General features: G+C 72.6%; 23 protein-coding genes. 13 read left to right on the plus strand and 10 right to left on the minus strand.

Annotated elements, in window-relative coordinates:
• The first annotated feature begins 127 nt into the window (after positions 1-127).
• The 6 genes from ACZ5CZ_RS30825 (at position 128) to ACZ5CZ_RS30850 (ending at position 4,649) form a co-directional block, all read left to right on the plus strand.
• Entirely contained in the window at positions 128-793 is a 666-nt protein-coding gene (locus ACZ5CZ_RS30825; RefSeq protein ID WP_385840366.1) for an amino acid ABC transporter permease, read from the plus strand.
• Positions 790-1,680, plus strand: coding sequence for an amino acid ABC transporter permease (locus ACZ5CZ_RS30830; protein WP_468947574.1), 891 nt, complete (start codon positions 790-792; stop codon positions 1,678-1,680). The genes ACZ5CZ_RS30825 and ACZ5CZ_RS30830 overlap by 4 nt, the downstream gene beginning before the upstream one ends.
• Before the next feature lie 177 nt (positions 1,681-1,857).
• On the plus strand, positions 1,858-3,462 hold the full coding sequence (locus ACZ5CZ_RS30835) for an FAD-dependent monooxygenase (RefSeq protein ID WP_468947576.1): 1,605 nt from the start codon (positions 1,858-1,860) through the stop codon (positions 3,460-3,462).
• Between the two features lie 115 nt (positions 3,463-3,577).
• Entirely contained in the window at positions 3,578-3,625 is a 48-nt protein-coding gene (locus tag ACZ5CZ_RS30840; RefSeq protein WP_309506048.1) for a hypothetical protein, read from the plus strand.
• Between the two features lie 71 nt (positions 3,626-3,696).
• Positions 3,697-4,239, plus strand: coding sequence for a cupin domain-containing protein (locus tag ACZ5CZ_RS30845; RefSeq protein ID WP_468947579.1), 543 nt, complete (start codon positions 3,697-3,699; stop codon positions 4,237-4,239).
• A complete protein-coding gene (locus ACZ5CZ_RS30850; protein ID WP_385840827.1) occupies positions 4,230-4,649 on the plus strand; it encodes a rhodanese-like domain-containing protein in 420 nt (139 codons plus the stop codon). The genes ACZ5CZ_RS30845 and ACZ5CZ_RS30850 overlap by 10 nt, the downstream gene beginning before the upstream one ends.
• Positions 4,650-4,740: 91 nt before the next feature.
• Here the strand turns inward: ACZ5CZ_RS30850 and recX are convergent, their stop codons facing one another.
• Positions 4,741-5,568, minus strand: a complete 828-nt coding sequence (gene recX, locus ACZ5CZ_RS30855; RefSeq protein ID WP_468947580.1) for a recombination regulator RecX — start codon at positions 5,566-5,568, stop codon at positions 4,741-4,743.
• A 3-nt stretch (positions 5,569-5,571) separates the two neighbouring features.
• Positions 5,572-6,699: a recombinase RecA gene (gene recA, locus ACZ5CZ_RS30860; protein ID WP_385840359.1), complete on the minus strand. Its 1,128-nt coding sequence runs from the start codon at positions 6,697-6,699 to the stop codon at positions 5,572-5,574.
• A gap of 370 nt (positions 6,700-7,069) precedes the next feature.
• Between recA and ACZ5CZ_RS30865 the strand changes: the two genes are divergently transcribed.
• The 3 genes from ACZ5CZ_RS30865 to ACZ5CZ_RS30875 all read left to right on the plus strand — a co-directional run bounded on the left by ACZ5CZ_RS30865 (position 7,070) and on the right by ACZ5CZ_RS30875 (position 9,654).
• Positions 7,070-7,348, plus strand: coding sequence for a polyprenyl synthetase (locus ACZ5CZ_RS30865; protein ID WP_385840358.1), 279 nt, complete (start codon positions 7,070-7,072; stop codon positions 7,346-7,348).
• Positions 7,338-8,393, plus strand: coding sequence for a polyprenyl synthetase family protein (locus ACZ5CZ_RS30870; RefSeq protein WP_468947583.1), 1,056 nt, complete (start codon positions 7,338-7,340; stop codon positions 8,391-8,393). Before ACZ5CZ_RS30865 ends, ACZ5CZ_RS30870 begins: the two co-directional genes overlap by 11 nt.
• Positions 8,394-8,490: 97 nt before the next feature.
• Positions 8,491-9,654 (plus strand): oxygenase MpaB family protein, encoded by a 1,164-nt coding sequence (locus ACZ5CZ_RS30875; protein ID WP_468947584.1) that lies wholly within the window; start codon positions 8,491-8,493, stop codon positions 9,652-9,654.
• A gap of 76 nt (positions 9,655-9,730) precedes the next feature.
• Here ACZ5CZ_RS30875 and ACZ5CZ_RS30880 read toward each other — a convergent pair whose 3' ends face one another.
• Complete coding sequence (locus ACZ5CZ_RS30880; protein WP_468947586.1) at positions 9,731-10,999, minus strand: AI-2E family transporter; 1,269 nt, start codon at positions 10,997-10,999, stop codon at positions 9,731-9,733.
• 59 nt (positions 11,000-11,058) lie between these two features.
• A complete protein-coding gene (locus ACZ5CZ_RS30885; protein ID WP_385840353.1) occupies positions 11,059-11,253 on the minus strand; it encodes a DUF3046 domain-containing protein in 195 nt (64 codons plus the stop codon).
• 80 nt (positions 11,254-11,333) lie between these two features.
• On the opposite strand from ACZ5CZ_RS30885, the gene ACZ5CZ_RS30890 reads away from it, so the two are divergent.
• The 4 genes from ACZ5CZ_RS30890 to ACZ5CZ_RS30905 all read left to right on the plus strand — a co-directional run bounded on the left by ACZ5CZ_RS30890 (position 11,334) and on the right by ACZ5CZ_RS30905 (position 19,164).
• Positions 11,334-12,278, plus strand: coding sequence for a hypothetical protein (locus ACZ5CZ_RS30890; protein ID WP_468947587.1), 945 nt, complete (start codon positions 11,334-11,336; stop codon positions 12,276-12,278).
• 189 nt (positions 12,279-12,467) lie between these two features.
• Positions 12,468-17,447: an ATP-dependent helicase gene (locus ACZ5CZ_RS30895; RefSeq protein WP_468947589.1), complete on the plus strand. Its 4,980-nt coding sequence runs from the start codon at positions 12,468-12,470 to the stop codon at positions 17,445-17,447.
• 33 nt (positions 17,448-17,480) lie between these two features.
• Positions 17,481-18,326 carry a DNA-formamidopyrimidine glycosylase family protein gene (locus ACZ5CZ_RS30900; RefSeq protein WP_468947590.1) on the plus strand — a complete coding sequence of 282 codons (846 nt, stop codon included), beginning with the start codon at positions 17,481-17,483 and terminating at the stop codon, positions 18,324-18,326.
• Between the two features lie 73 nt (positions 18,327-18,399).
• Entirely contained in the window at positions 18,400-19,164 is a 765-nt protein-coding gene (locus tag ACZ5CZ_RS30905; RefSeq protein ID WP_468947592.1) for an SDR family NAD(P)-dependent oxidoreductase, read from the plus strand.
• Positions 19,165-19,586: 422 nt separating this feature from the next.
• Here the strand turns inward: ACZ5CZ_RS30905 and ACZ5CZ_RS30910 are convergent, their stop codons facing one another.
• From ACZ5CZ_RS30910 to ACZ5CZ_RS30935, 6 genes are all read right to left on the minus strand, one after another.
• Positions 19,587-20,057, minus strand: coding sequence for a Dps family protein (locus tag ACZ5CZ_RS30910; protein ID WP_385840346.1), 471 nt, complete (start codon positions 20,055-20,057; stop codon positions 19,587-19,589).
• Between the two features lie 215 nt (positions 20,058-20,272).
• Positions 20,273-20,647, minus strand: coding sequence for a helix-turn-helix domain-containing protein (locus tag ACZ5CZ_RS30915; RefSeq protein WP_385840345.1), 375 nt, complete (start codon positions 20,645-20,647; stop codon positions 20,273-20,275).
• Positions 20,648-20,756: 109 nt separating this feature from the next.
• Positions 20,757-21,302 (minus strand): CinA family protein, encoded by a 546-nt coding sequence (locus ACZ5CZ_RS30920; RefSeq protein ID WP_467543032.1) that lies wholly within the window; start codon positions 21,300-21,302, stop codon positions 20,757-20,759.
• Positions 21,299-22,069 carry a CDP-diacylglycerol--glycerol-3-phosphate 3-phosphatidyltransferase gene (gene pgsA / locus ACZ5CZ_RS30925; RefSeq protein WP_385840343.1) on the minus strand — a complete coding sequence of 257 codons (771 nt, stop codon included), beginning with the start codon at positions 22,067-22,069 and terminating at the stop codon, positions 21,299-21,301. The genes ACZ5CZ_RS30920 and pgsA overlap by 4 nt, the downstream gene beginning before the upstream one ends.
• On the minus strand, positions 22,066-23,538 hold the full coding sequence (rimO, locus tag ACZ5CZ_RS30930) for a 30S ribosomal protein S12 methylthiotransferase RimO (protein WP_385840341.1): 1,473 nt from the start codon (positions 23,536-23,538) through the stop codon (positions 22,066-22,068). The genes pgsA and rimO overlap by 4 nt, the downstream gene beginning before the upstream one ends.
• A gap of 89 nt (positions 23,539-23,627) precedes the next feature.
• A complete protein-coding gene (locus ACZ5CZ_RS30935; protein WP_385840340.1) occupies positions 23,628-24,470 on the minus strand; it encodes a helix-turn-helix domain-containing protein in 843 nt (280 codons plus the stop codon).
• Positions 24,471-24,541 lie beyond the last annotated feature (71 nt).

A 24,541-nucleotide genomic window follows, 5' to 3' on the forward strand; every position in this document is an offset into this window, starting at 1 on the left:
GGCGGAGAAAAAAAACGACCCCCCCCGGAGGATGGGAAAAACAAGGGGGGGAGACAATGCCGGACGGGTACACCCCCCCGGACGGCGCCCCACCGGGGCATCCCTACACGCGGAAGCGCGGGAGATCGTGTTCGACTTTCTTGACAAGTACGACGTACTGGGCGCCTTCTGGACGACCGTGCAGCTCACGCTGCTGTCGGCCGTGGGCTCCCTGGTCTGGGGCACTCTGCTGGCCGCCATGCGGGTGGGCCCGGTCCCGCTGATGCGCGGTTTCGGCACCGCCTATGTGAACATCGTGCGCAACATCCCGCTCACGGTGATCATCCTGTTCTCCTCCCTCGGCCTCAACCAGACGCTGGGCATCAGCCTCGGTGCGGACGACTTCAAGACGATCAACTTCCGGCTCGCCGTCCTCGGTCTGATCGTCTACACCTCGGCCTTCGTGTGCGAGGCGATCCGGGCCGGCATCAACACCGTGCCGGTGGGCCAGGCGGAGGCGGCGCGGGCCATCGGCCTGAGCTTCGGCCAGGTGCTGGGGCTGGTCGTGCTGCCGCAGGCCTTCCGCGCGGCCGTCGGCCCGCTGACCAACGTACTGATCGCGCTGACGAAGAACACGACCGTGGCCGCGGCGATCGGTGTGACCGAGGCCGCGCTCCTGATGAAGGACATGATCGAGAACGAGGCGGAGCTGCTGCTGATCTCGGCGGTCATCGCCTTCGGGTTCGTCTGCCTGACCCTGCCGACCGGTCTGATCCTCGGCTGGGTGGGCAAGAAGGTGGCGGTGAAGCGATGAGTTCGGTCCTGTACGACGTCCAGGGGCCGCGTGCCAAGCGGCGCAACCTCCTCTACACGGCGGTCTTCCTGGTCGCCCTCGCCGCTCTCGTGTGGTGGGTGTACACGTCCTTCGACGAGAAGGGCCAGCTGGACTGGAAGCTGTGGAAGCCCTTCTTCACCGACACCGCGGCGTACTCGGCGTACATCTGGCCCGGTCTCCAGAACACCCTGGAGGCGGCGGCGCTGGCGATGGTCGTCGCGCTTCCGCTCGGCGCCGTCCTCGGTATCGCCCGGCTCTCGGACCACCGTTGGGTACGCGTCGTGGCCACCACCGTGGTGGAGTTCTTCCGCGCGATCCCCGTCCTGGTTCTGATGATCTTCGGCCTGGCGCTGTTCGCCCAGTACACCGATGTCAGTTCGGACGACCGTCCGTTCTACGCGGTCGTCACCGGTCTGGTGCTGTACAACGCGTCCGTGCTCGCGGAGATCGTCCGCGCGGGCATCCTCGCCCTGCCGAAGGGCCAGTCCGAGGCGGCCCTCGCGATCGGCCTGCGCAAGGGGCAGATGATGCGGCTCATCCTGCTGCCGCAGTCGGTCAGCGCCATGCTCCCGGCCATCGTCAGCCAGCTGGTGGTCATCGTGAAGGACACCGCCCTCGGCGGCGCGGTCCTCACCTTCTCCGAACTGATGTCGTCGGCCAACACGATGGCCGCCTACTACGGCAACATGATCCCCTCGCTGACCGTGGTCGCCGTGATCTTCGTGATCATCAACTTCTCGCTGACCTCCTTCGCGAGCTGGCTGGAGGGCCGGCTGCGGCGGGGCAAGAAGTCGACCGGCGCGATGCTGAAGGTCGAGGACACCGTCGCCATCCCCGGGCACGCGGGAGCGGGAACCTCGGCCTGACACCCGGTCAGTCCCCACAGCGTCACCCGGAGGCAGTGGCATGATCGCCACTGCCTCCGGTCACTTGACGCAAACTCTGCCAATGGGTTGCATACGTTCTGTGATCGTGCACCCCGCTTCACCTTGCTGTTCATCCACATCCGTCAGGGCACCGCTGCGGGCAGGGGGCGCCGCGTCGTGGACCCGGTGATCATCGTCGGAGCGGGGCCCGTCGGGCTCACGCTCGCCCTGGCGCTGGCCCGCCAGGAGGTGCCGTCCGTCGTCCTGGACGAGGGCCCGGGCAAGGACGAACCCCGGGCGGCGCGCACCGTCGTGCTGCGCGAGGACACCGCCGCCCTGCTGGAGCGGCTGACCGGGACGGCGCTGGGCGAGCAGGGCGTGCGCTGGGCCGGATGGCGGTCCGTGCGGCGCAAGCAGGTGATGAGCGAGATCGACTTCCCCGAGTCCGGTCCGGCCGCCCCGCTGCACATCGCCCAGCACCTCGTCACCGACGCGCTGCGCGCGGCCCTCGCCGATGAGCCACTGGTGAAGGTGGCCGTGGAGAGCCGTCTGGACACCATCGAGCAGGAGCGTTCCGGCGTCACCGCGCACACCCGCGGCCCCAGGGCGACCTGGTGGCGGGGCAGTTACCTGGTCGGCTGCGACGGCCCCCGCTCCACGGTGCGCAAGCTCCTGGACATCCGCTTCCCGGGCCGTACGGCGGTGGAGCGGCACGCGGTCGCCGCGCTGCGCGCGGAACTTCCGTGGGAGGGCCGGGCGTTGATCCATCGGATGCCGCCGTGGCGGTCGTCCGGGCCCTCGGCCGGGGAGGTGACCGCCCGCCCCCTCCCGGACGGGGTGTGGCGTCTGGACTGGCTGCTGCCGCCGGGCAAGGACCTGGTCACACCCGAGCTGCTGCTGGCCCGGATCGGCGAGACCCTCACCGGCTGGACCGACGACCCGTCACCGGCGTACGACCTGCTCGACACCGGTGTGCACACGGTGCACCACCGGCTCGCCCGGCGCTGGCGCGCGGGCCGGGTCTTCCTCGCCGGGGACGCCGCCCATCTGCTGGGCGCGTTCGGTACCCAGGGCCTGGACGAGGGCCTGCGGGACGCGGACAACCTCGCCTGGAAGCTGGCCCCCGCCTGGCACCACGGCCCGCACGAGGCGCTGCTGGACAGTTACCAGACCGAGCGGCGCGCGGTGGTCGCCGCCCGGCTGCGCGCCGCGGACCAGGTGCTGCCGGTGCTGCGGGGTGGTGGCGGGCTGCGGCACATCGTGCCGGGCGCGGGCCGCGGCCATGACTCGCTGCTCACCGACGGCCATCTCGGGCGCGGCCCGCTCGGCGCGCCGGGGACGTACGCCGGCTCTCCGCTCGCACCCCGGCAGCTGGAGGGCGAGATCCCGGTCGACACCCCGCCCGGAGCGCCGGTCACCGACGTCCGGGTGACGGCGGAGGACGGCTCCTTCGTGCGGCTGCGCGACCGGCTGGGCCGCAACGCGCTGCTCGTGGTCCTGATCGCGCCGGGTACGGGTGTGTGGGACCGCAAGCACTGGGTGTCCGCGGGGGTGATGCCCCGGCTCGCGGCCGCGGTGGCCGCACTGCCGTACCCGGCGGAACTGCTGGTCGCCGAGAGCTACCCGGGTGCGCCGGCGCACAGCGTGCTGCTCGTGCGCCCCGACGGCCATCTGGTCACCGCGCTCAGCGGGGTCCGCCCGGCCGACCTGTACGCGGCGGCCGAGGCGGTCGTGGGCGGCGCGGTGAAGGAGGAGGCGGAGGCCGGCTCCGGGGTGCGCTGACCCGCGCTCCGGTCCCGCCATGTCCACGGAGTGAGATGAGTTGACCGGGGTACGGCCGCATGCTGTACTCCGGATCGTGACCGACACCTGTGTGCGCCTGTGGCGGAGGGTCCATATGGACCTCGTCCGCTACGCGGGCTGCGTGTGTCGCCCGTCCTGCTGAATTCGCATCCGTAGTTTCTCCGGGCGCCGTCACGCGCCCGTTTCCGCGAACCTCCTCAGCGCCTCAGGACGGTGCACGTGTCTGTTTCCTTCCTCCCTTCCGTGTCCCCTGCCGCCGGTCCGGCGCCCACGCAGGCGGACCTCCTCGACTTCGTCCGGCGTACGGCCGCCGACGCCGGGCTGATCGCCTCCCTCCCGCTCGACCCGGAGGGCCGTACCTGGGTGCGCCTGGACGGGCCCGGCGGAGTGGAGGCCTGGCTGATCGGCTGGCCGCCCGGCACCGGTACCGGCTGGCACGACCACGCCGACTCGGTCGGTGCCTTCGTCACCGCCTCGGGCGAGCTGACGGAGAAGTCGCTCGCCGCACGGCTGCCCACCGACGGCTGGCAGAGCCTGGAACTCAGTGATGGCGTGGACCGCGAGCGCCGGCTGCCCGCCGGTCAGGGGCGCGCCTTCGGCCGGCACCACGTCCATGAGGTGCTCAACGAGTCCCGCGACCGGCACGCGATCTCGGTGCACGCCTACTATCCGCCCCTGCCCCGCATCCGCCGCTACAGCCGCACCGGCCGCGTGCTGCGCCTGGAGCAGGTCGAACGCCCGGAGGACTGGCAGTGAGCGACAGCACCCGGCGGACGCCGGCCGGTATCGACGCGCTGTTGGAGCAGGTCCGGGCCGGGTACCGGCGCATCGAGGCAGTCGAGGCGCACACGGCGGCGCGTGCCGGCGAGGCCCTGCTGGTGGACATCCGCTACGCCGCCCTGCGCGACCGGGACGGGCTGATCCCCGGCGCCCTCGTCATCGAGCGCAACGAACTGGAGTGGCGCCTCGACCCGCAGGGCAGCCACCGGGTTCCGGAGGCCACCGGGCACGACCTGCGGATCGTCGTGATCTGCAACGAGGGTTACGCCTCCAGTCTCGCGGCCGCCTCCCTGCACCAGCTGGGCCTGCACCGGGCGACCGACCTGGTCGGCGGCTTCCAGGCCTGGCGCGCGGCGGGACTGCCGGTGTCGCCACCGCCCGGCTGAGCAACGCCCGGCCCCGGCCGGGTCACTCCTTGGCCGGGCCACCGTCACAGCGAGGGGTGCGGTGCTCCGGAGCGTGCCTCCGCCCTCGGCCTCAGAGGTCGGCGTCTCCCAGGAACTCCGTCTCCTCGCCCTCCTCCTCCAGGGCCTGGCGGACGAGGCGGAGGGCCATGCCCTCGGAATAGCCCTTGCGGGCGAGCATGCCGGCGAGGCGCCGGATCCGCTTGTCGCGGTCGAGGCCACGGGTGGCGCGCAGCTTGCGGGCGACGAGCTCCCGGGCGGTGGTCTCCTCCTGCTCGGAGTCGAGCCGGCCGACGGCCTCGTCGATCAGGGCAGAGTCGACTCCCTTGGTGCGCAGCTCCTGGGCGAGCGCACGCCGGGCGAGGCCACGGCCGTGGTGCCGGGACTCCACCCAGGCGCCGGCGAACGCGCCGTCGTCGATCAGTCCGACCTCCTCGAACCGCGCCAGCACCTCCTCGGCCACGTCCTCGGGGATCTCCCGCTTGCGCAGGGCGTCCGCGAGCTGCTTGCGGGTGCGCGGGGTCCCGGTGAGCAGGCGCAGGCAGATCGCCCGTGCCCGCTCAGCCGGGTCCCCTGAAGACTCCCCCCGCTCGGCCCTCGACGAGGGAGGGTCGCCTTCGTCCTCACCGGGCGTGTCCCCGAAGCCGCGCCGTCTCCGGCCGCGCCCACGCCCGCCCCCTGGCCTTGCGCTCTCTCGGCTGCCGTAGCCGCCGCGCTCGCCCGGCCCGCCGTCCTCCCCCGATGCGCCGTACTCGCCGTACGCGGTGTGGTCGCCGTGCCCTTCCCCCGGGTGCCCGTCGTCACCGCCCGGGGCGGAGTGCGGGCGGTCGCCGGTGCCCCTCCCCCGGGGGGCACCGGGGGTGACGTACTCGTACTCGGCCCAGTCGGTTCGTCGTGTCACGGGTCAGCTCTTGGCTGCGGCGGCCTTGGGCTTGGCGGCCTTGGCGGCAGCGGGGGCGGCGGCCGTCTTGGCGTCGTCGGCGGCCGCGCCGGTCACCGCGGCGTCCGCGCCGGGCTCGGCCGTGGGCTCCTCCGGCCGGACACCGACGCCCAGCTTCTCCTTGATCTTCTTCTCGATCTCGTTGGCCAGGTCGGGGTTGTCCTTCAGGAAGTTGCGCGCGTTCTCCTTGCCCTGGCCGAGCTGGTCGCCCTCGTAGGTGTACCAGGCGCCGGCCTTGCGGACGAAGCCGTGCTCCACACCCATGTCGATCAGGCCGCCCTCGCGGCTGATGCCCTGGCCGTAGAGGATGTCGAACTCGGCCTGCTTGAAGGGCGGGGCGACCTTGTTCTTGACGACCTTGCAGCGGGTGCGGTTGCCGACCGCCTCCGTGCCGTCCTTCAGGGTCTCGATGCGGCGGATGTCGATACGCACGGAGGCGTAGAACTTCAGCGCCCGGCCACCCGTCGTGGTCTCCGGCGAGCCGAACATCACGCCGATCTTCTCGCGCAGCTGGTTGATGAAGATCGCCGTGGTCTTCGACTGGTTGAGCGCGCTGGTGATCTTCCGGAGGGCCTGGCTCATCAGGCGGGCCTGGAGACCCACGTGGCTGTCGCCCATCTCGCCCTCGATCTCCGCGCGCGGCACGAGCGCGGCGACGGAGTCGATGACGATCAGGTCGAGGGCACCGGAGCGGACCAGCATGTCCACGATCTCCAGCGCCTGCTCGCCGTTGTCCGGCTGGGAGAGGATCAGGTTGTCGATGTCGACGCCCAGCTTGCGCGCGTACTCGGGGTCGAGGGCGTGCTCGGCGTCCACGAAGGCGACCTGGCCGCCGGCCTTCTGGGCGTTCGCCACCGCGTGCAGGGTCAGGGTCGTCTTACCGGAGGACTCCGGTCCGTAGATCTCCACGACACGGCCGCGCGGCAGGCCGCCGACGCCGAGGGCGACGTCGAGCGCGGTCGACCCCGTCGGGATGACCTCGATGGGCTCCCTCGACCGCTCGCCCATGCGCATGACCGCGCCCTTGCCGAACTGCCGTTCAATCTGTGCGAGCGCGGCGTCGAGCGCCTTCTCGCGGTCGGTTCCTGCCATGGGTTCCACCCGGTTTGCTTGAGTCGATCGCTTCACGTCAAAGACGCTAACGCCTGCCACTGACAATGCGTCCCGACGCAGGTCCGGCCTGTGGATAACCGGGGCACATACCCCAGTGAATCAGGGCAAAACCCCTCACCCGTCGCCGCACCCGAGCCCCCATAAGAATGGATGTTCGATTTTCGTGTCAAGCGCACCACGCGGACACGGAGCGCCGAAGCGCCCTGCCGGAGATTCGCACAGCCGAACGGCCTGATCGCCCGATGGTGCGCCGCTGATCCGTCTCCCGCCTCCCCCGCTTCTCCGGACGCGATCATCGACGGGGCGGCGCGTGACCGGCGCTGCCCGGACGCGCCAGTGGGGAGAGGGAATGACACAGGGAGCGGGCCGGCGCCCGGGGCTGGACGAGCAGGCCTTACTGCTGGCCGCGGGGATGGCCGACCTGGCGGTGAGCACACTGGGCTCGGCGCTGACGACGGTACGGGGACTGCTGCGGCGCTCGGACGCCTCGGAACTGGCGGCGCAGGCGGAGCAGGATCTGGTGGCACGCGGCCGGCTGGTCCTGGACCGGTACGCGTCCGTGCCGCCGGCCCACCTGGAGATCCTCGCCCGGCACGCACTGGCCCGGCGGGGCGCCGATGGCGACTGAGCGGTGGCACGCGGCCGCGTTCAAGGACCGCGTCGACCAGGTGCTGCACCGCTTCGTCGCCCAGGAGGCCGATCTGCTGGCCGACGTCGACCCGGGCCTCGCCCCGGTGGCCGAACAGCTGGAGGCGGCGGTCACGGACGGCAAGCGGCTGCGGGCGGCCTTCTGCTACTGGGGCTGGCGTGCGGCCGGCCAGCCGGACAGCGAGGCGCTGCTGCGGGCCGCGGCCTCCATGGAACTGGTGCATGCCGCAGCCGTCGTACACGACGACCTGATCGACGACAGTCCGCTGCGCCACGGCCGGCCCACGGCCCATGTGGCCCTGCGCGGTGCCGCTGCCGCGCATCCGCGGCCGGACGCCGCCGCGCGCTCGCTGGCGATGCTGGTCGGCGATCTGCTGATGGCGCTGGCCGGGCAGCTCTTCGCCACCAGCGGGCTGCCCGCCGCGTTCCTCGCGCGGGCCCGTCCGCTGTGGTCGCTGCTGGCCCGGGAACTGATCGCGGGCGAGTGCCTGGAGATCCTGCACACCGGCACCGTCCCGGACACCACGGCGTCACTCAAGGTGATCCGCTACAAGACCGCCAAGTACACGGTCGAGCAGCCCCTGCTGATCGGCGGCACGCTGGCCGGGGCCGGGGAGCCGCTCCGCGCGGGCTACTCCGCCTACGGCCTGCCGCTCGGCGAGGCGTTCCAGCTGCGGGACGACCTGCTCGGCCTGTTCGGGGACCCGGAACTCACCGGCAAGGCCGACACCGACGACGTCCGCGGGCGCCGTCCCACCGCGCTGCTCGCGGAGACCTGGCGCATCGCCGGACCCGACGAACGGCGCCGGCTGCGGGAGCTGCTGGACGACGACGGAGCGGACCCGGCCGGCGTCGATGCCGTCCGCGAGGTCATGCGCCGGCTGGGAGCGCCCGACCGGGTCGAGAAGATGATCGCCGCACGCGTCGAACAGGCGCTCGACGCCCTCCAGGAGCTGACCGTGCCCGCGCCCGCCGCCGACGCCCTGGCGGCGCTGGCGCGTGCGGCGACGGTGCGCCCCTTCTGACCCGCGCGACGGCCTCTCCGCCGGCGCGGCCCCGGGACCGGCACCGCGCGGCCGGCAGCGCCCGGGCCTCGAAGCCACCAGAAAAGGAGCCCCTGTCATGACCGTCACCGAGGCGTCGCTGGACGCCCTCCAGGAGGCCGGCGACGAACTCGCCGACGCCACCGTGGCCACGCTGTTCGAGCGCGGGGAGGTCGGCACGTTCAACACGCTGATGCGCTACGTCTCCACCGCAGGCGCTCCGCTGCCCGACGGGCTGCCGGACGTCGCCCGCGAGTACCTCCAGGTGACCGGCGCCCCGCCCGCGTGGGTGGACTGGGCGGAGATGGAGAAGGCGCGGCTGTTCTTCATCGACAACAACGTGCACATCTCCACGGCGCTGTCCTTCGCCTCCATGCCGGCCTGCTACGTCGTCCCGCGCGTGGCGAAGCTGCTGTCGGCCACGCATTCCCTGGCGTACCCCTCCAAGCGCATGGCGGAGACGGGACAGTTCACCGTCTACCTGATGCAGCCCGACGCCTTCGAGGCCGGCAGCCGGTTCATCCCGGCGGCCCAGAAGGTACGGCTGCTGCACGCGTCCATCCGCTATCACCTCACGCGCGAGAACCGCTGGGACACCGGGACGCTCGGGACGCCGATCTGCCAGGAGGACATGATCGGCGGGCAGATGTTCTTCTCCATGCTGGTCCTCGACAGCCTGCACCGGCTGGGCATCCACATGACCACGGAGGGCGCGGAGGCGTACTACTACGCGTGGCGGGTGGTCGGTGCCATGCTCGGCGTCGACCAGGAGGCCGTACCGAAGACGCTCGACGAGGCACGCGCCTTCCTCGATCTGTACATGCTCCGGCACATGGGCCCCTCCACGGAGGGCGCGCATCTGACCCGGCAGCTCATCGACCTCTACGAGGAGGTCGTGCCCGGCACCTTCTTCGACCCGATCGTCTCCGCCCTGATCCGCTATCTCGTCGGCGACACCTGCGCCGACTGGCTCCAGGTGCCCCGCACCCGCTGGGACACCCTGGTCAAGGCCGTCCCGCACCTCCTGGGCGTGCTGGAGACCATCGAGGACCGCTCCCCGCTCGGCGCCTGGGCGCTGGACCGGCTGGGCCATCTCACGGCCGTCTTCGAGCTGTCCTCCCTCACCCGGGGGCGCGTGATGCACTACGCCGTGCCGGAGCAGCTCAAGAAGGACTATGGCGTCGACGGCACGGTGCCGCGCACCAGGCGCTGGACGCCGCCCGCGGCCACGGTCTCCGCGTGACCTGACCGCGCGGTACGGCGCCGGGTGGCACCGCTCCCGTACGCCCGGCGCCCCTGGGGCCGCGCTGCCGTCCCGCTCAGCCCGAGGCCTCCGCGGGCCCCTGCGAGGGCTCCTGCGCACCCGCCCGCTCACTCCGCAGCCCTCGTATCCGCGTGAGCAGCCCGGAACCGCCCGGCCCTCTCCCGCGGTGCCCGTGCACACGGGGGTCGTCCGTCACGGCGTACCGCTTCACATACGCGCCGAGGAACGCCTGGAGCGTGGCCACCGCGGGAATGGCGATCAACGCGCCCACGGCGCCCAGCAGCGCGGTGCCGGCGATGACCGAGCCGAACGCGACGGCCGGATGGATGTCGACCGTCCTGGCGGTCAGCTTGGGTTGCAGCATGTAGTTCTCGAACTGCTGGTAGACCACGACGAAGACCAGCACCCAGACCGCGTACCAGGGGGCGACGGTGAACGCGATCAGCATCGGCAGCGCGCCCGCGAGGTACGTCCCGATGGTGGGGATGAACTGCGAGACCAGTCCCACCCAGACGCCGAGCACGGGCGCGTACGGCACGCCCAGGGCCTGGAGCAGGATGTAGTGCGCGATGCCGGAGACGAGCGCCATCAGGCCGCGCGAGTAGAGGTAGCCGCCGGTCTTGTCGACGGCGATCTCCCAGGCGCGCAGCACCTCGGCCTGGCGGGCGGGCGGCAGCACGGAGCAGATCGCGCGGCGCAGCCGTGGGCCGTCGGCGGCGAAGTAGAACGAGAACAGCCCGACCGTCAGCAGTTGGAAGAGCCCGCCGAGCACCTGCGCGGACACGTCGAGGACGCCGGCCGCGCTGCTCTGCGCGTACCTGCGCAGCCAGTCGGAATGGAGCAGACCCTCCTGGACGTCCACCCGTCTGAGCTTGGTGTGGAAACTGTGGTTGATCCAGTTGATGAGCGAGTCAAGATAGGCCGGGAACCCCTCGATCATCTTGATGATCTGGCCGGCCAGCATGGAGCCGAGCAGGGTGACGAAACCGGCGACGACGATCGTGAGCCCGAGGAAGACCAGGAAGGTGGCGACTCCCCGGCGCATGCCCCGGGCAGCCATCCGGCTCACCGCGGGCTCGATCGCGAGGGCCAGGAAGAACGCGATCAAGATATTGATCAACAGTCCGGTCAGCTGGTGGAAGGCCCAGCTGCCCAGCTGGAACACGGCGATCAGCGCGAGCGCGAGCACCATGGCGCGCGGCAGCCAGCGGGGCATGCGGGCGGGTGCGACGGCGCCGGGGGTCGGCGGTCGGTCGGACGCCGTCGTGCCGGTCGGTGCCGCCTGCCGGGTCAGCGGCTCGTTGTCCTCGTCAGTCGATGCCACCCGCCAAGTCTCGCCCATGCCACTGACAACCTGCGCCCTGCGGCGATCTTCGTGACCGGTCAGTGCCTTTCCCGTGGCACGTTCATCACCGTGCAGACCACGCGCCACACGTCCTTGGCCGCCCAGCCGGCGTCCAGTGCCTGGTTCACCGTGCGTCCGCCCAGCTCCGACATGACGTGATCGCGCGCGAAGGTGTCGGCGTACCCCGGACCGAAGTGTTCCGCCATCCGCTGCCAGAAGACCGTCAACCGCATGACTCCAGTATCCCGCCCCTGAGGGTGGGCCCCGGCCGGGACCGCTCGCCGAGACCGCTTTCCGTCCTACGGTCTGACGCATGGCCGAAACAGGAGCTTCCCCCCTGCCTTCCACGCCCTCGGCGCGCTCCCCGCTGTTCCGCGCGGAACAGTTCGTGTGGCTCACCGCGCGCGTGCTGGAGCAGCGTCTCTTCGCCCACCACTTCCTGCACGGCGGCCCGGACGCGGTGGAGGCGGCGCTGGACGCCTACCGCAACGAGGACGGCGGGTACGGCCACGCGCTGGAGCCCGATCTGCGCGGCCCGGTGAGCCAGCCCCTGCACACCGCGCACGCGCTCCGGGTCCTGGACGCCGTCGGGCGCTGCGGCGGGCAGCGGGTGGAGCGGGTGTGCCGGTATCTGACCTCGGTCTCCACCGCGGACGGCGCGCTGCCGGCGATCCATCCGAGCCAGCGTGGCTATCCGGCGGCGCCGTTCGTGCCCATCGTGGACGACCCGCCCAGCGACCTCCTGGCCACCGGTCCCGTGGTCGGACTGCTGCACCGCAACGAGGTGTGGCACGCGTGGCTGTTCCGGGCGACCGACTTCTGCTGGCGGGCCGTGGAGTCCCTGTGCACGTCACACCCCTACGAGGTGGAGGCCGCCGTGGCCTTCCTGGACTCCGCTCCCGACCGTCCGCGCGCCGAGGCCGCCGCCGACCGGCTGGGCCGCCTGGTACGCGAGCAGCGCCTCGCGGCGCTGGAACCGGACCGGCTCGACGCCTGGCCGGTCTCACCGGGGTACGCCCCGGGCGAGCACCATTTCCCGCACGACTTCGCCCGCACCCCGGACTCGCTGGCGCGCGCGTGGTTCACGGACGAGGAGATGGCGCGTTCCCTGGATCACCTGGCCGCCGAGCAGCAGGAGGACGGCGGCTGGCCGATCCGGTGGCGGCAGTGGGCCCCGGCGCCGGCGCTGGAGGCCCGCCCGATGGTGACGATCCAGGCACTGCTCACCCTGCGCGCCCACGGCCGCTTCGTGGGCTGAGCCTCCTCGGCACGCCCGCCACCTCCCCGGCACCCCCCGGCCGCCTCGGCACGCCCGCCACCTCCCCGGCACCCCGCCCCCGTCTTGGCACCCGCGCCGCTTCCCCCGCCGCCGGTGCCAAGCCGCCCGCGGCGCACGGCGTTTTCCCAGGTCAGCGTGATTGTCAGTGGCCGGGTGCAGGATGGACGCATGGTCAGCTCCGCACACCGGGCCCTCGACGGCTTCTCCCCCGCGACCCGCGGCTGGTTCACGGGGGCGTTCTCCGCGCCCACCGCGGCCCAGTCGGGCGCGTGGCAGGCCATCCAGGCGGGCTCGGACGTGCTGGTGGTCGCCCCGACCGGCTCCGGCAAGACGCTCGCCGCGTTTCTCGCCGCCCTGGACCAGCTGGCCTCGGCCCCTCCCCCGGCCGACCCGAAGAAGCGGTGCCGGGTGCTGTACGTCTCGCCGCTGAAGGCCCTCGCGGTGGACGTCGAGCGGAACCTGCGCAGTCCGCTGACCGGCATCCGCCAGGAGTCCGTCCGCCTCGGCCTGCCCGAGCCCGAGGTCAAGGTCGGCATCCGCTCCGGCGACACCCCGGCCGCCGAGCGCCGCGCACTGTCCACGCGCCCGCCGGACATCCTGATCACCACCCCCGAGTCGCTGTTCCTGATGCTCACCTCGGCCACACGCGACGCGCTGACGGGCGTGGAGACGGTGATCCTGGACGAGGTGCACACGGTCGCGGGCACCAAGCGGGGCGCGCATCTCGCGCTCTCCCTCGAGCGGCTGGACGAGCTGCTGCCGCGGCCCGCCCGCCGGATCGGCCTGTCGGCGACCGTCCGCCCGGTGGACGAGGTCGCCCGGTATCTCTCCCCGCGCCGCAGGGTGGAGATCGTCCAGCCCGAGTCGGGCAAGGAGTTCGACCTGTCCGTGGTCGTCCCGGTCGAGGACATGGGCGAGCTGGGCGGCGCCCCCGCCTCCGACGCCGGTGAGGGCGGTGAGCGCCCGTCGATCTGGCCGCATGTGGAGGAGCGGATCGCCGACCTGGTCCAGGCCCACCGCTCCACGATCGTCTTCGCGAACTCCCGGCGCCTCGCGGAGCGGCTGTGCAACCGGCTCAACGAGATCGCGTACGAGCGCGCGACCGGCGAGCCCCTCGGCGAACACCACGCGCCCGCGCAACTGATGGGCGGCTCGGGCGCCGCCCAGGGCGCGCCCCCGGTGATCGCCCGCGCGCACCACGGCTCGGTCTCCAAGGAGCAGCGCGCCCTGGTGGAGGAGGACCTCAAGGCCGGCCGGCTGCCCGCCGTGGTCGCCACCTCCAGCCTGGAGCTGGGCATCGACATGGGCGCCGTGGACCTCGTGGTCCAGGTCGAGTCCCCGCCGTCGGTCGCCTCCGGCCTTCAGCGCGTCGGCCGCGCGGGCCACCAGGTGGGCGCCGTCTCCACGGGTGTCGTCTTCCCCAAGTACCGGGGCGACCTCGTGCAGGCGGCAGTGGTCACCGAGCGGATGCGCACGGGCTCGATCGAGTCCCTGCGGGTCCCCGCGAACCCGCTGGACGTCCTCGCCCAGCAGCTCGTGGCCATCACGGCGCTGGACACCTGGCAGTTCGACGACCTGCTCGCCCTGGTCCGGCGCGCGGCGCCGTTCGCCGCGCTGCCCGAGTCGGCGTTCACGGCGGTCCTCGACATGCTCGCGGGCCGCTACCCGTCCGACGCGTTCGCGGAGCTGCGCCCGCGCGTGGTGTGGGACCGCGTGGCGGGCACGATCACCGGCCGGCCGGGGGCCCAGCGCCTCGCCGTCACCTCCGGCGGCACCATCCCCGACCGCGGCCTGTTCGGGGTCTTCCTCGCCGGTTCCGACCCCAAGAAGGGCGGCGGCCGGGTCGGCGAGCTGGACGAGGAGATGGTGTACGAGTCCCGGGTGGGGGACGTCTTCACGCTGGGCACCAGTTCCTGGCGCATCGAGGACATCACCCGCGACCGGGTCCTGGTCTCCCCCGCACCGGGTGTGCCGGGCCGGCTGCCGTTCTGGAAGGGCGACCAGCTGGGCCGCCCGCTGGAACTGGGCCGCGCGGTCGGCGCGTTCCTGCGCGAGGTCGGCTCGCTGCCCAAGGACGACGCCCGGCTGCGCCTGCTGGCGGCGGGCCTGGACGCGTGGGCGGCGGACAACGTGCTGTCGTACCTGGACGAACAGCGCGAGGCCTGCGGCCATGTCCCGGACGACCGCACGATCGTGGTGGAGCGGTTCCGCGACGAGCTGGGCGACTGGCGGGTCGTCGTCCACTCCCCGTTCGGCGCCCAGGTCCACGCCCCCTGGGCGCTCGCCCTCGGCGCCCGCCTGTCCGAGCGGTACGGCATGGACGCGCAGGTCATGCACGCCGACGACGGCATCGTGCTGCGGCTGCCCGACGCCGACCTGATGGGCCTGGACCTGCTCGATGGGCCGCCGGCGAAGGCCGGCACGGAGTACGACAGCGAGCAGGCGCCCGTGGGCGCGGCGGACGTCGCCTTCGACAAGGGCGAGGTCGATCAGGTCGTCACCGACCAGGTCGGCGGATCGGCCCTGTTCGCCTCCCGGTTCCGCGAGTGCGCCGCCCGCGCGCTGCTGCTGCCGCGCCGCAACCCGGGCAAGCGCACCCCGCTGTGGCAGCAGCGCCAGCGGGCGGCCCAGCTGCTGGAGGTGGCCAGCGAGTACGGCTCGTTCCCGATCGTCCTGGAAGCGGTCCGCGAATGCCTTCAGGACGTCTTCGACGTGCCAGGGCTGGTGGAGCTGATGGGCGACATCGAGTCCCGCAAGGTCCGCCTGGTCGAGGTCACCACCCCGGAGCCCTCCCCCTTCGCCCGCTCGCTGCTGTTCGGCTATGTCGCCCAGTTCCTGTACGAGGGCGACTCCCCGCTCGCCGAGCGCCGCGCCGCCGCGCTCTCCCTGGACTCCCGGCTGCTGGCCGAGCTGCTCGGCCAGGCGGAGCTGCGCGAGCTGCTCGACGCCGAGGTGCTGACCGAGCTGGAGCGCGAGCTGCAATGGCTCACCGAGGACCGCCGGATCAAGGACGTGGAGGGCACGGCCGACGCCCTCCGGGTGCTCGGCCCGCTCACCGACGCGGAGCTGGCCGAGCGGGGCGCGGACCCGCACTGGGCGCGGGAGCTGGCCGCCGCCCGCCGGGCCATCAAGGTCCGCATCGCCGGCGCCGACCACTGGGCGGCGGTGGAGGACGCGGGCCGGCTGCGCGACGCGCTCGGCACCGCGCTCCCCGTCGGCGTCCCCGAGGCGTTCACGGAGCCGGTCAAGGACCCGCTCGGCGACCTCCTCGCGCGCCATGCCCGTACCCACGGGCCGTTCACGTCGGCCACGGCGGCGGCCCGCTTCGGCCTGGGCGTGGCGGTCACCGAGGGCGCACTGCACCGGCTGGCCGCGAGCGGCCGCGTCGTCCAGGGCGAGTTCCACCCGGCGGGCATCGGCCAGGAGTGGTGCGACGCGGCCGTACTGCGCCGGCTGCGCCGCCGCTCCCTGGCGGCGCTGCGGCACGAGCTGGAGCCGGTTCCGCCGGCCGCGCTCGCCCAGTTCCTGCCGCAGTGGCAGCACATCGGCAAGGGCCACGCAGTGCGCGGCATCGACGGACTGGTGCGGGCCGTGGAGCAGCTCCAGGGCGCCTCGGTGCCGGCCTCGGCGCTGGAGAAACTGGTCCTGCCGTCCCGGGTGGCGAACTACACCCCGTCGATGCTCGACGAGCTGACCGCGGCCGGCGACGTCGTGTGGGCCGGCGCGGGCGCCCTGCCCGGCAAGGACGGCTGGGTCTCGCTCTACCTGGCGGACGCTGCCCCGCTGCTCCTCCCACCACCGCACCCGCTGGAGCTGACAGCACTGCACCAGTCCGTGCTGGACGCCCTCTCCGGCGGCTACGGCCTGTTCTTCCGCCAGATCGCCGACCAGGTGCGCGCCACCACCCACCCCGAGGCCACCGACCCCCAGCTGGCCGACGCGCTCTGGGACCTGGCCTGGTCGGGCCGGCTCACCAACGACACCCTCGCGCCGATGCGCTCCCTGCTGGGCTCGGGCCGTACCGCGGGTTCGACGGCCCACCGCGCCAAGCGCGCCGTCCCGCGCGGCCGCTACGGCTCCCTGACGGCCGCCGCCCGCACCGCGTCCCGTACCGGCCCGCCGACCGTCGCCGGCCGCTGGTCCCTGCTGCCCGCCGCCGAACCGGACGCCACGGTGCGCGCGCACGCACGGGCCCGCACCCTGCTGGACCGGCACGGCGTGGTCACCCGTGGCGCGGTCGCCGCGGAGGGCGTCGAGGGCGGCTTCTCCGCGGTGTACCGGGTGCTGTCCGTCTTCGAGGAGAGCGGCCAGGCACGGCGTGGCTATGTGGTCGAGGGCCTCGGCGCCGCCCAGTTCGCCATGGACGGTGCGGTGGACCGCCTGCGCGCGGTGTCCAACGCCCGTGACCGCGGCGAGCGGCTCGCACCCGCCGCGGACTTCGGCGACCCCTTCGACTCCGCCGACGGCCTCCCGCACGGCCACACCTCGCCCGGCGCCTTCGAGGGGCCCGGCGGCGGTTTCGCCCACCCCGGCCTCGACGGCGACTTCACCTGGCCCCCCTCGGACCACCCGCCCGCTCCCGGTGAGCACGTCTCGCCCCGCGATCTCGCCGACCCCTTCGCGACTCCCGGCTACGGCGGTCCCCGAGGCGGTGGAAGCCCCGGTTACGGCGGTCCCCGGGGCGGCGCGGCCCCCGCCTACGGCCCGGGCTCGCACCGGGGCTACGGGAGCGGCCGTACGAGCACGCCTGCGCCCGACCCCCGGGCCGTGGTCCTCGCCGCGGCCGACCCGGCCAACGCCTATGGCGCGGCCCTGCCCTGGCCGGAGCCCCCGGCCGGCGCCGGGCACAAGCCGGGCCGCAAGGCGGGGTCCCTGGTCGTGCTGGTGGAGGGCGAGCTGACCCTGTACATGGAGCGCGGCGGCAAGACACTGCTGGCCTGGCCCACGGCCCCGGACCTCGGCGCCGCGGACGACCCGCGCCTGCGTACGGCCGCCGATGCCCTGGCAGCGGCGGCCCGGGCGGGCTCCCTCGGCACGGTCACGGTCGAGCGGATCAACGGCGCCCAGGCCCTCACCTCCCCCACCGGCACCCTCCTGGAAGCGGCGGGCTTCGTGGCCACCCCGCGCGGCCTGCGGCTGAGACCCTGACCGGCGCCGCACCCGCCGTGGCACCCTTGACGCATGCCCGAAGGTGACACGGTCTGGCAGGCCGCGCGGCGGCTGCACGAGGCGCTCGCGGGCAAGGCGCTCACCCGCAGCGACTTCCGGGTGCCGAAGTACGCGACGGTCGACCTCGCCGGCCGGAGCGTGCTGAGCACCGTGCCGCGCGGCAAACATCTGCTGACCCGCTTCGAGGGCGGCCTGACCCTGCACACCCATCTGCGCATGGAAGGCTCGTGGAAGGTCTACGGCCCGGACGAGCGCTGGCGGGGCGGCCCCGCGCACCAGATCCGGGCGATCCTCGGCACCGCCGACCGGACGGCCGTGGGCTACCGCCTCCAGGTCATGGAGCTGCTGCGCACGAGCGAGGAGGAGCGGGTCGTCGGCCATCTCGGTCCCGATCTGCTCGGCCCGGACTGGGACCCGGAGCGCGCGCGGGCCAACCTCCTGGCCGAACCCGCCCGCCCGCTCGGTGAGGCCCTGCTCGACCAGCGCAATCTGGCGGGCATCGGCAACATCTACAAGAGCGAGCTGTGCTTCCTGCTCGGCGTGACCCCCTGGCTGCCCGTCGGGGCGCTCCCCGCGGACCGCGCCGAGCAGCTGCCCGCGCTCGCCAAGCGGCTGCTGGAGGTGAACCGCGACCGCCCGGTCCGCCAGACCACGGGCCTGCACCGGCACGACCTGTTCGTCTACGGCCGTGCCCCGCGCCCCTGCCTGCGCTGCCACACCCCGGTGCGGGTGGCCGACCAGGGCGACGGCTCCCAGGACCGGCCCACCTACTGGTGTCCCACCTGCCAGCGGGGCCCTGCGCCGGCGCCAGGAGCCCCGCAGAGATGGCGCGAGCGGTATCCCCGCCGCGCCGGCTGACGCCGCCCCCGGCCGTGAACCCGTCACCGCCCAGTAATTGACGGCCCGTCAGACACGCTCGTACGGTCACGGTATGCCCCTCACGGCGTACGACCTCACCGGACGCACCGCGTTCGTCACCGGAGCCGCCGGCGGCATCGGCCGGGCCACCGCGGTCCTGCTCGCCGAGGCGGGCGCGGCGGTGCACTGCGCCGACCGCGACGCGGACGGGCTGCACGGCACGGCCAAACTGATCGAGGACCGCGGCGGAACCGCCCGTATACACGTCCTCGACGTCGCCGACCGGGCCCGGCTGGCTGCGGCCGTGCGGTCCTGCGCGCGACTGGACGTCATGGCGGCGATCGCCGGGATCATGCACAGCAGCCCGGTCCTGGAGACCCGCGACGAGGACCTCGACCGGGTGCTGAACGTCAACTTCAAGGGCGTGCTGTACGCCTGCCAGGAGGCGGCGCGGCTGATGCTGGCCCAGCGGCGGCGGGGCAGCATCGTCACCATGGCCTCCGGCGCGGTGGACACCGGCGGCCCGGGGCTGCTCTGCTACGGCGCGGCCAAGGCGGCCGTGGTCCAGCTGACCAGGACGCTGGCCACCGAGGTCGGCCCGCACGGGATCCGGGTCAACGCGGTCGCCCCGGGCTGGATCCGCACCCCCATGACGGACCGTCACGACCAGGCGGCGCAGGCGCACACCGAGACGCTGATGGCCCGTAGGGCACCGCTCGGCCGGGTCGGAGAACCGGACGACGTGGCGCACGCGGTGCTCTATCTGGCCTCGGACGCCTCCGCGTTCACCACGGGTCAGATACTTCGCCCGAACGGGGGTGTGGCGATGCCCTGGTAGCGTCGTCCACCCGCCAGGCGGCCGCCCACCGCCCGGCCGACAGGGCCCCGACGGCCCGCCCCTTGGGCACACAGTGCACGGGCAGCAGGCTCACTCCCCACCCACCGGTCACCACGGCGCCCTCCAGCACTCCGGCACCCTCCCCCCGGGCGATTCGCAGCACGGCCCACCACCACAGCACACCGAACCCCAGCGCTACTCCGCACCGCACGATCCGCCCCACCATGGCCACCCCCTCCCGCGGGACGCTAGGGCCGCTCTTTCGGATCTTGCCGGCGTCGCCGGCCGAAGCCGCCGACCTGATCCGAAAGAAAGACCCTAGACCGCCGGCGCCCCCACCCACCAGGCGCACCCGTGGGCTCACGGGTGCATCAGCGGACGGCAGGCGCGGCACAGGGCACCGGAACAGCACCGGCAACCGGCTACGCGTTCTCCGCCTGGAACATCCAGTGATGTTTCTCCAGGTCCGCGGTGATGCCGATGAAGATGTCCTGGGTCACCGGATCCGGCTCCCCGGTGGACTCCACCCGCGCCCGCATCCGGGTGATCACCGCGCCGAGCGCGTCCACCATCGCGCCGACCGCGTCCCCGTCCTTGATCCAGCCCGCCGGAGTGGTGCCGATGCCGCTGCCCGAGGCCACCGTGGCGGCGCGCCCGTCGGGCGGGACACCGAGCGCCGAGGCCCGTTCGGCCACCGTGTCGGAGTGGGTGCGGGCGGAGGCGACGACCTCGTCCAGCTGGAGGTGGATGGACCGGAAGCGGGGCCCGACGACATTCCAGTGGATCTGCTTCGCGACCAGCGAGAGGTCCACCAGGTCGACCAGGGCGCCCTGCAACGCCTCCGACACGGTCTTCAGATCCGCGTCGGCCAACGGGCTCTTCACGACGTACATCCGCTTCCTCCGGTGCGTTCGGCGCCGTCACGTCCCTCCACCATGACCGCACCGCACAACCGCGGCAAACCGGCGCATACCGGCGCGGCTGTGGCTCGGATACGGCGAAGGCCCCGGTCGGCTCCCCCAGGTCTCCCTGAAGCAGCCGGCCGGGGCCTTCACCCGATCGGTCGTCGTATCGGCGGTGACGGACCGCCGAGCCGTGGACGGTCGCGTCAGGCGGCGACGACGTCCACCGCCTCCGCGGGCGCCTTGATGGTCACCCGTTCCGGCGGCACACCGGTCACCGACACGGAACCCAGCATCGGGCGGACCGGCGCGGGTACGGTCTCGGTGGCCGCGGCGGACTGGGCCAGTTCGGCGAGCGCCAGTTCGTCGCTCACCTCTCGCATCAGTTCCGACATCCGTACGTCCAGCGCGTCGCAGATGGCGGCGAGCAGTTCGGAGGAAGCCTCCTTCTGCCCCCGCTCCACCTCGGAGAGATAGCCGAGTGAGACTCGGGCGGACGAGGAGACTTCGCGCAGAGTACGGCCCTGGCGTTGGCGCTGCCGACGCAGCACGTCACCCAGCAGGCGACGGAGCAGAATCATCGGTGGCTCCCTCCTCGGACCGCGTAGCCGCATCCTTCACGCCCCACCGTACCGCCTTGCGCCGCGGCCGTGCGGGGAGCGATGTCGTGTTCACTCAGGGCTGCAAACATCAAAACCCCCCGTTCCGTTCCGTATCCTGTGCCCGCTCATTCCCAGTGTGTTCGCCCGCAAGCTGCTCCAGAAGCACTGCGAGTACGCTCCGTACACTCTCCATACGAATTTCCGCACGGCTGCCGTTCAACCGCAGGGCCTCGACTTTTCCGCCACCGGCAGAACCGGAACGGGCGGTGAGCGGCCCGTCGACGGCCACGAAGACCGTCCCGACGGGCTGGCCGTCCTGCGGATCGGGGCCGGCGACTCCGGTCGTCGCGATGCCCCAGTCGGCACCCAGCGCCTTCCGCACTCCGGCCGCCATCTGGGCCGCGACCTGCGGGTCCACCGCTCCTCGCTGGGCCAGCAGCGTCGCGTCGACACCCAGCAGCTCGTGCTTCAGCTCGGTGGCGTAGGCGGTGACCGATCCCCGGAACACCCTGGAGGCCCCGGGTACCCCGGTGATCTCCGCCGCCACCAGGCCACCCGTGAGCGACTCCGCGACGGCGAGGGTCTCGCCTCTCACGGTCAGTAGTCGCACCAGCTCGGTGGCCTGAGCAATCACGTTTCCGTCTCCTCCAACACCGCGGCCCGCTCGGCGATTCCCCGGCGGCGCAGCACAATGGCTTGTCTTACGTAGTCCAGGCCTGTGACGACGGTGAGGACGACGGCCACGGCCATCACCCAGAACCTCAGCGTGGCCAGCCACCCCGTCAGTGCCAGGACGTACATCCCGACGGCGACGCCCTGGGTGAGCGTCTTCAGCTTGCCGCCGCGGCTGGCGGGGATCACGCCGTAGCGAATGACCAGAAAACGCAGCAGCGTGATGCCGAGTTCCCGGCCGAGGATCACGATCGTCACCCACCAGGGCAGATCGCCCAGGGCGGACAGGCAGATGAGCGCCGCCCCCATGATCGCTTTGTCGGCGATGGGATCGGCGATCTTACCGAAATCGGTGACCAGGTTGTAGGTGCGGGCCAGATGCCCGTCGAACAGGTCGGTGATCATGGCGATGGCGAAGGCCGCCCAGGCGAACGAGCGCCAGGCCGGGTCGTAACCGCCGTTGGCCAGCATCAGCGCCACGAAGCCGGGCACCAGGACCAGCCGCAGCATCGTCAGCAGATTGGCGACGTTCCAGACGCTGGCCTGGTTGACGGCCGCGGCCGCGATCTTCCCACCGCGCGCGGGCCTCGGGTCGGCCGCCCCGTCGGCGCCGGGAGCGGATGCGGAAGCGGAGACCCCGGAGCGGGCGCCGTCGGCAGCGGCGGCGGAACCCCGGGCGCCGTGCGCACCGGAGGAGCCGCCCGCGGCGGATGCCGGGACTCCGGTCATCTGCCCGCCTCCTCACTGCGTGCGGGCGAGCCGGCCAGCGGCTCGGCCACCAGGTCGACACCTTCCGTACCGACCACCTTCGCCTCGACCATACGTCCGACGCTCAGCCCCTCGCCGCTCGTGAGCAGCACCTGGCCGTCCGTCTCGGGCGCCTGGTGCGCGGCCCGGCCGTACACGCCCTCCTCGTCGTCCACCGACTCCACCAGGACCCGCACGGTCTCCCCGACGCGCTCCTCCGCACGCTGCGAGACCAGCTCCTCGGCCAGCCGGGAGATACGGGCCAGACGCTCGGCGACGACCTCCTCGTCCAGCTTGTTGTCGTACGTCGCCGCCTCCGTGCCCTCCTCGTCGGAGTAGCCGAAGACGCCGATGGCATCCAGCCGGGCGCCGTTCAGGAACCGCTCCAGCTCGGCCAGGTCGGAGTCGCTCTCGCCGGGGAAGCCGACGATGAAGTTGGAGCGCACACCGGCCTCGGGGGCCTTGGAGCGGATGGTGTCGAGCAGCTCCAGGAAGCGGTCGGTGTCGCCGAAGCGGCGCATGGAGCGCAGCACGTCCGGAGCGGAGTGCTGGAAGGACAGGTCGAAGTACGGCGCGACCTTCGGGGTCGAGGTGAGGACGTCGATCAGCCCGGGGCGCATCTCGGCCGGCTGGAGGTAGCTGACCCGCACCCGCTCGATGCCGTCGACCTCGGCCAGCTCGGGCAGCAGGGACTCCAGCAGGCGGATGTCGCCCAGGTCCTTGCCGTAGGAGGTGTTGTTCTCGGAGACCAGCATGATCTCCTTCACGCCCTGCTCGGCCAGCCAGCGGGTCTCGTTGAGGACGTCGCTGGGGCGGCGGGAGATGAAGGAGCCGCGGAAGGACGGGATGGCGCAGAAGGTGCAGCGCCGGTCGCAGCCGGAGGCCAGCTTGACCGAGGCCACCGGGGCGCCGTCCAGCCGGCGGCGCAGGGGCGCGCGGGGGCCGGAGGCGGGCGCGACACCCTCCGGGAGGTCGGTGGGGCCGTGCCCGGGCAGGGCCACGGCCGCGGCCGACTCCTGGCGCTCGGCCGGGCTGATCGGCAGCAGCTTGCGGCGGTCGCGCGGGGTGTGCGCGGCGTGGATACCGCCGGACAGGATGGTCTGCAAGCGGTCGGAGATGTTCGTGTAGTCGTCGAAGCCGAGCACGCCGTCGGCCTCGGGCAGCGCCTCGGCCAGCTCCTTGCCGTACCGCTCGGCCATGCAGCCCACCGCCACGACGGCCTGGGTTCTGCCATGCGCCTTGAGGTCGTTGGCCTCCAGCAGGGCGTCGACGGAGTCCTTCTTGGCGGCGTCCACGAAGCCGCAGGTGTTGACCACGGCGACATCGGCGTCTGCGGCGTCCTCGACGAGCTGCCAGCCGTCCGCCTCCAAACGGCCTGCGAGCTCCTCGGAGTCCACCTCGTTACGGGCGCAGCCAAGAGTGACGAGTGCGACGGTACGGCGTTCAGGCATGGGCTCAAGACTACTTTGTCTCGCTGACAGCCCACGTCGACGGGGTTGGCCGATCTTGACCGACCCCGTCACATCCGCTCCCCCACGGCCTAACCGACCTCGGGATCGCCCTTCGTGTAGGTCAGACGCTCCACCGCGCCGGGCTGGAAGTCGTCCTCGATCTTCTTGCCGTTGACGTAGAGCTGGATGGCACCGGCGTCGCCCAGGATCAGGTTGATCTTGGAGCTGTCCTGGAAGGTCTTGGACTCGCCCTGCTTGAGCAGCCCGTCGAAGAGCATCCGGCCGTTGTGGTCCTTGGCCGAGATCCAGCTGCGTCCGTTCGGCGCACTGACCTGGACGGTGACCTTGTCCTGGGGCGCGGCGGCGATGGCGCTGTCGGAGGGCTCCGTGGTCGGCGCCGCGGGCTTGTCCTTCTTCGGCGTGGGCGCGGCGGTCTTGCCGACGCTGGGCGTGGCGCCCTCGGCGACCTGCGTCTTCGCGTCGTTGCCGGAGCCACCGCCCTTGACCGCGGTGAACCCGACGAAACCGATCACGACGACGATCGCGGCGACCATGGCCGCGGTCCAGTTCGGCCCCCGCCGCTCCGGACGGATCCGCTCCGCCTCGAACAGCGGTGCGGCCGGGGTGGGCGCGGGACGGCCGCCGTGCTCGGCGTCGTACTGGGTGATCAGCGGCTCGGGATCGAGGTGGACGGCCCTCGCCAGCGTGCGGATGTGCCCGCGCGCGTACACGTCACCGCCGCAGGGCGCGAAATCGTCCGCCTCGATGGCATGCACGATGGCGATACGGACACGAGTGGCGCTGCTGACATCGTCCACGGTGAGCCCCGCCGCGATCCGCGCCTGCCGCAGCGCGCGGCCGACGGAGGCACGGGGTTCCTGGGACTCGTCGGGGAACGGACGCTCGTCTTCGGGGGAGTTGCCGATGGACACGGGGGCGCCTTTCGAGCGTGTAGCCACCTGTGCTGGAAGCTCAGTCTAGGGGGGGTACGAAAGGGTGGGGC

It is taken from the genome of Streptomyces sp. NPDC031418 (genome assembly GCF_055581605.1).

Excerpts from the sequence above, each read along its gene's own strand:
- ACZ5CZ_RS30890 (WP_468947587.1), top strand. The coding sequence starts at position 11,334 with ATGGCCGAAACAGGAGCTTCCCCCCTGCCTTCCACGCCCTCGGCGCGC.
- ACZ5CZ_RS30830 (WP_468947574.1), top strand. The coding sequence starts at position 790 with ATGAGTTCGGTCCTGTACGACGTCCAGGGGCCGCGTGCCAAGCGGCGC.
- ACZ5CZ_RS30910 (WP_385840346.1), bottom strand. The coding sequence starts at position 20,057 with ATGTACGTCGTGAAGAGCCCGTTGGCCGACGCGGATCTGAAGACCGTG.
- rimO (WP_385840341.1), bottom strand. The coding sequence starts at position 23,538 with ATGCCTGAACGCCGTACCGTCGCACTCGTCACTCTTGGCTGCGCCCGT.
- pgsA (WP_385840343.1), bottom strand. The coding sequence starts at position 22,069 with ATGACCGGAGTCCCGGCATCCGCCGCGGGCGGCTCCTCCGGTGCGCAC.
- recA (WP_385840359.1), bottom strand. The coding sequence starts at position 6,699 with ATGGCAGGAACCGACCGCGAGAAGGCGCTCGACGCCGCGCTCGCACAG.
- ACZ5CZ_RS30905 (WP_468947592.1), top strand. The coding sequence starts at position 18,400 with ATGCCCCTCACGGCGTACGACCTCACCGGACGCACCGCGTTCGTCACC.
- ACZ5CZ_RS30865 (WP_385840358.1), top strand. The coding sequence starts at position 7,070 with ATGACACAGGGAGCGGGCCGGCGCCCGGGGCTGGACGAGCAGGCCTTA.
- ACZ5CZ_RS30870 (WP_468947583.1), top strand. The coding sequence starts at position 7,338 with ATGGCGACTGAGCGGTGGCACGCGGCCGCGTTCAAGGACCGCGTCGAC.
- ACZ5CZ_RS30895 (WP_468947589.1), top strand. The coding sequence starts at position 12,468 with ATGGTCAGCTCCGCACACCGGGCCCTCGACGGCTTCTCCCCCGCGACC.
- ACZ5CZ_RS30915 (WP_385840345.1), bottom strand. The coding sequence starts at position 20,647 with ATGATTCTGCTCCGTCGCCTGCTGGGTGACGTGCTGCGTCGGCAGCGC.
- ACZ5CZ_RS30900 (WP_468947590.1), top strand. The coding sequence starts at position 17,481 with ATGCCCGAAGGTGACACGGTCTGGCAGGCCGCGCGGCGGCTGCACGAG.
- ACZ5CZ_RS30875 (WP_468947584.1), top strand. The coding sequence starts at position 8,491 with ATGACCGTCACCGAGGCGTCGCTGGACGCCCTCCAGGAGGCCGGCGAC.
- ACZ5CZ_RS30885 (WP_385840353.1), bottom strand. The coding sequence starts at position 11,253 with ATGCGGTTGACGGTCTTCTGGCAGCGGATGGCGGAACACTTCGGTCCG.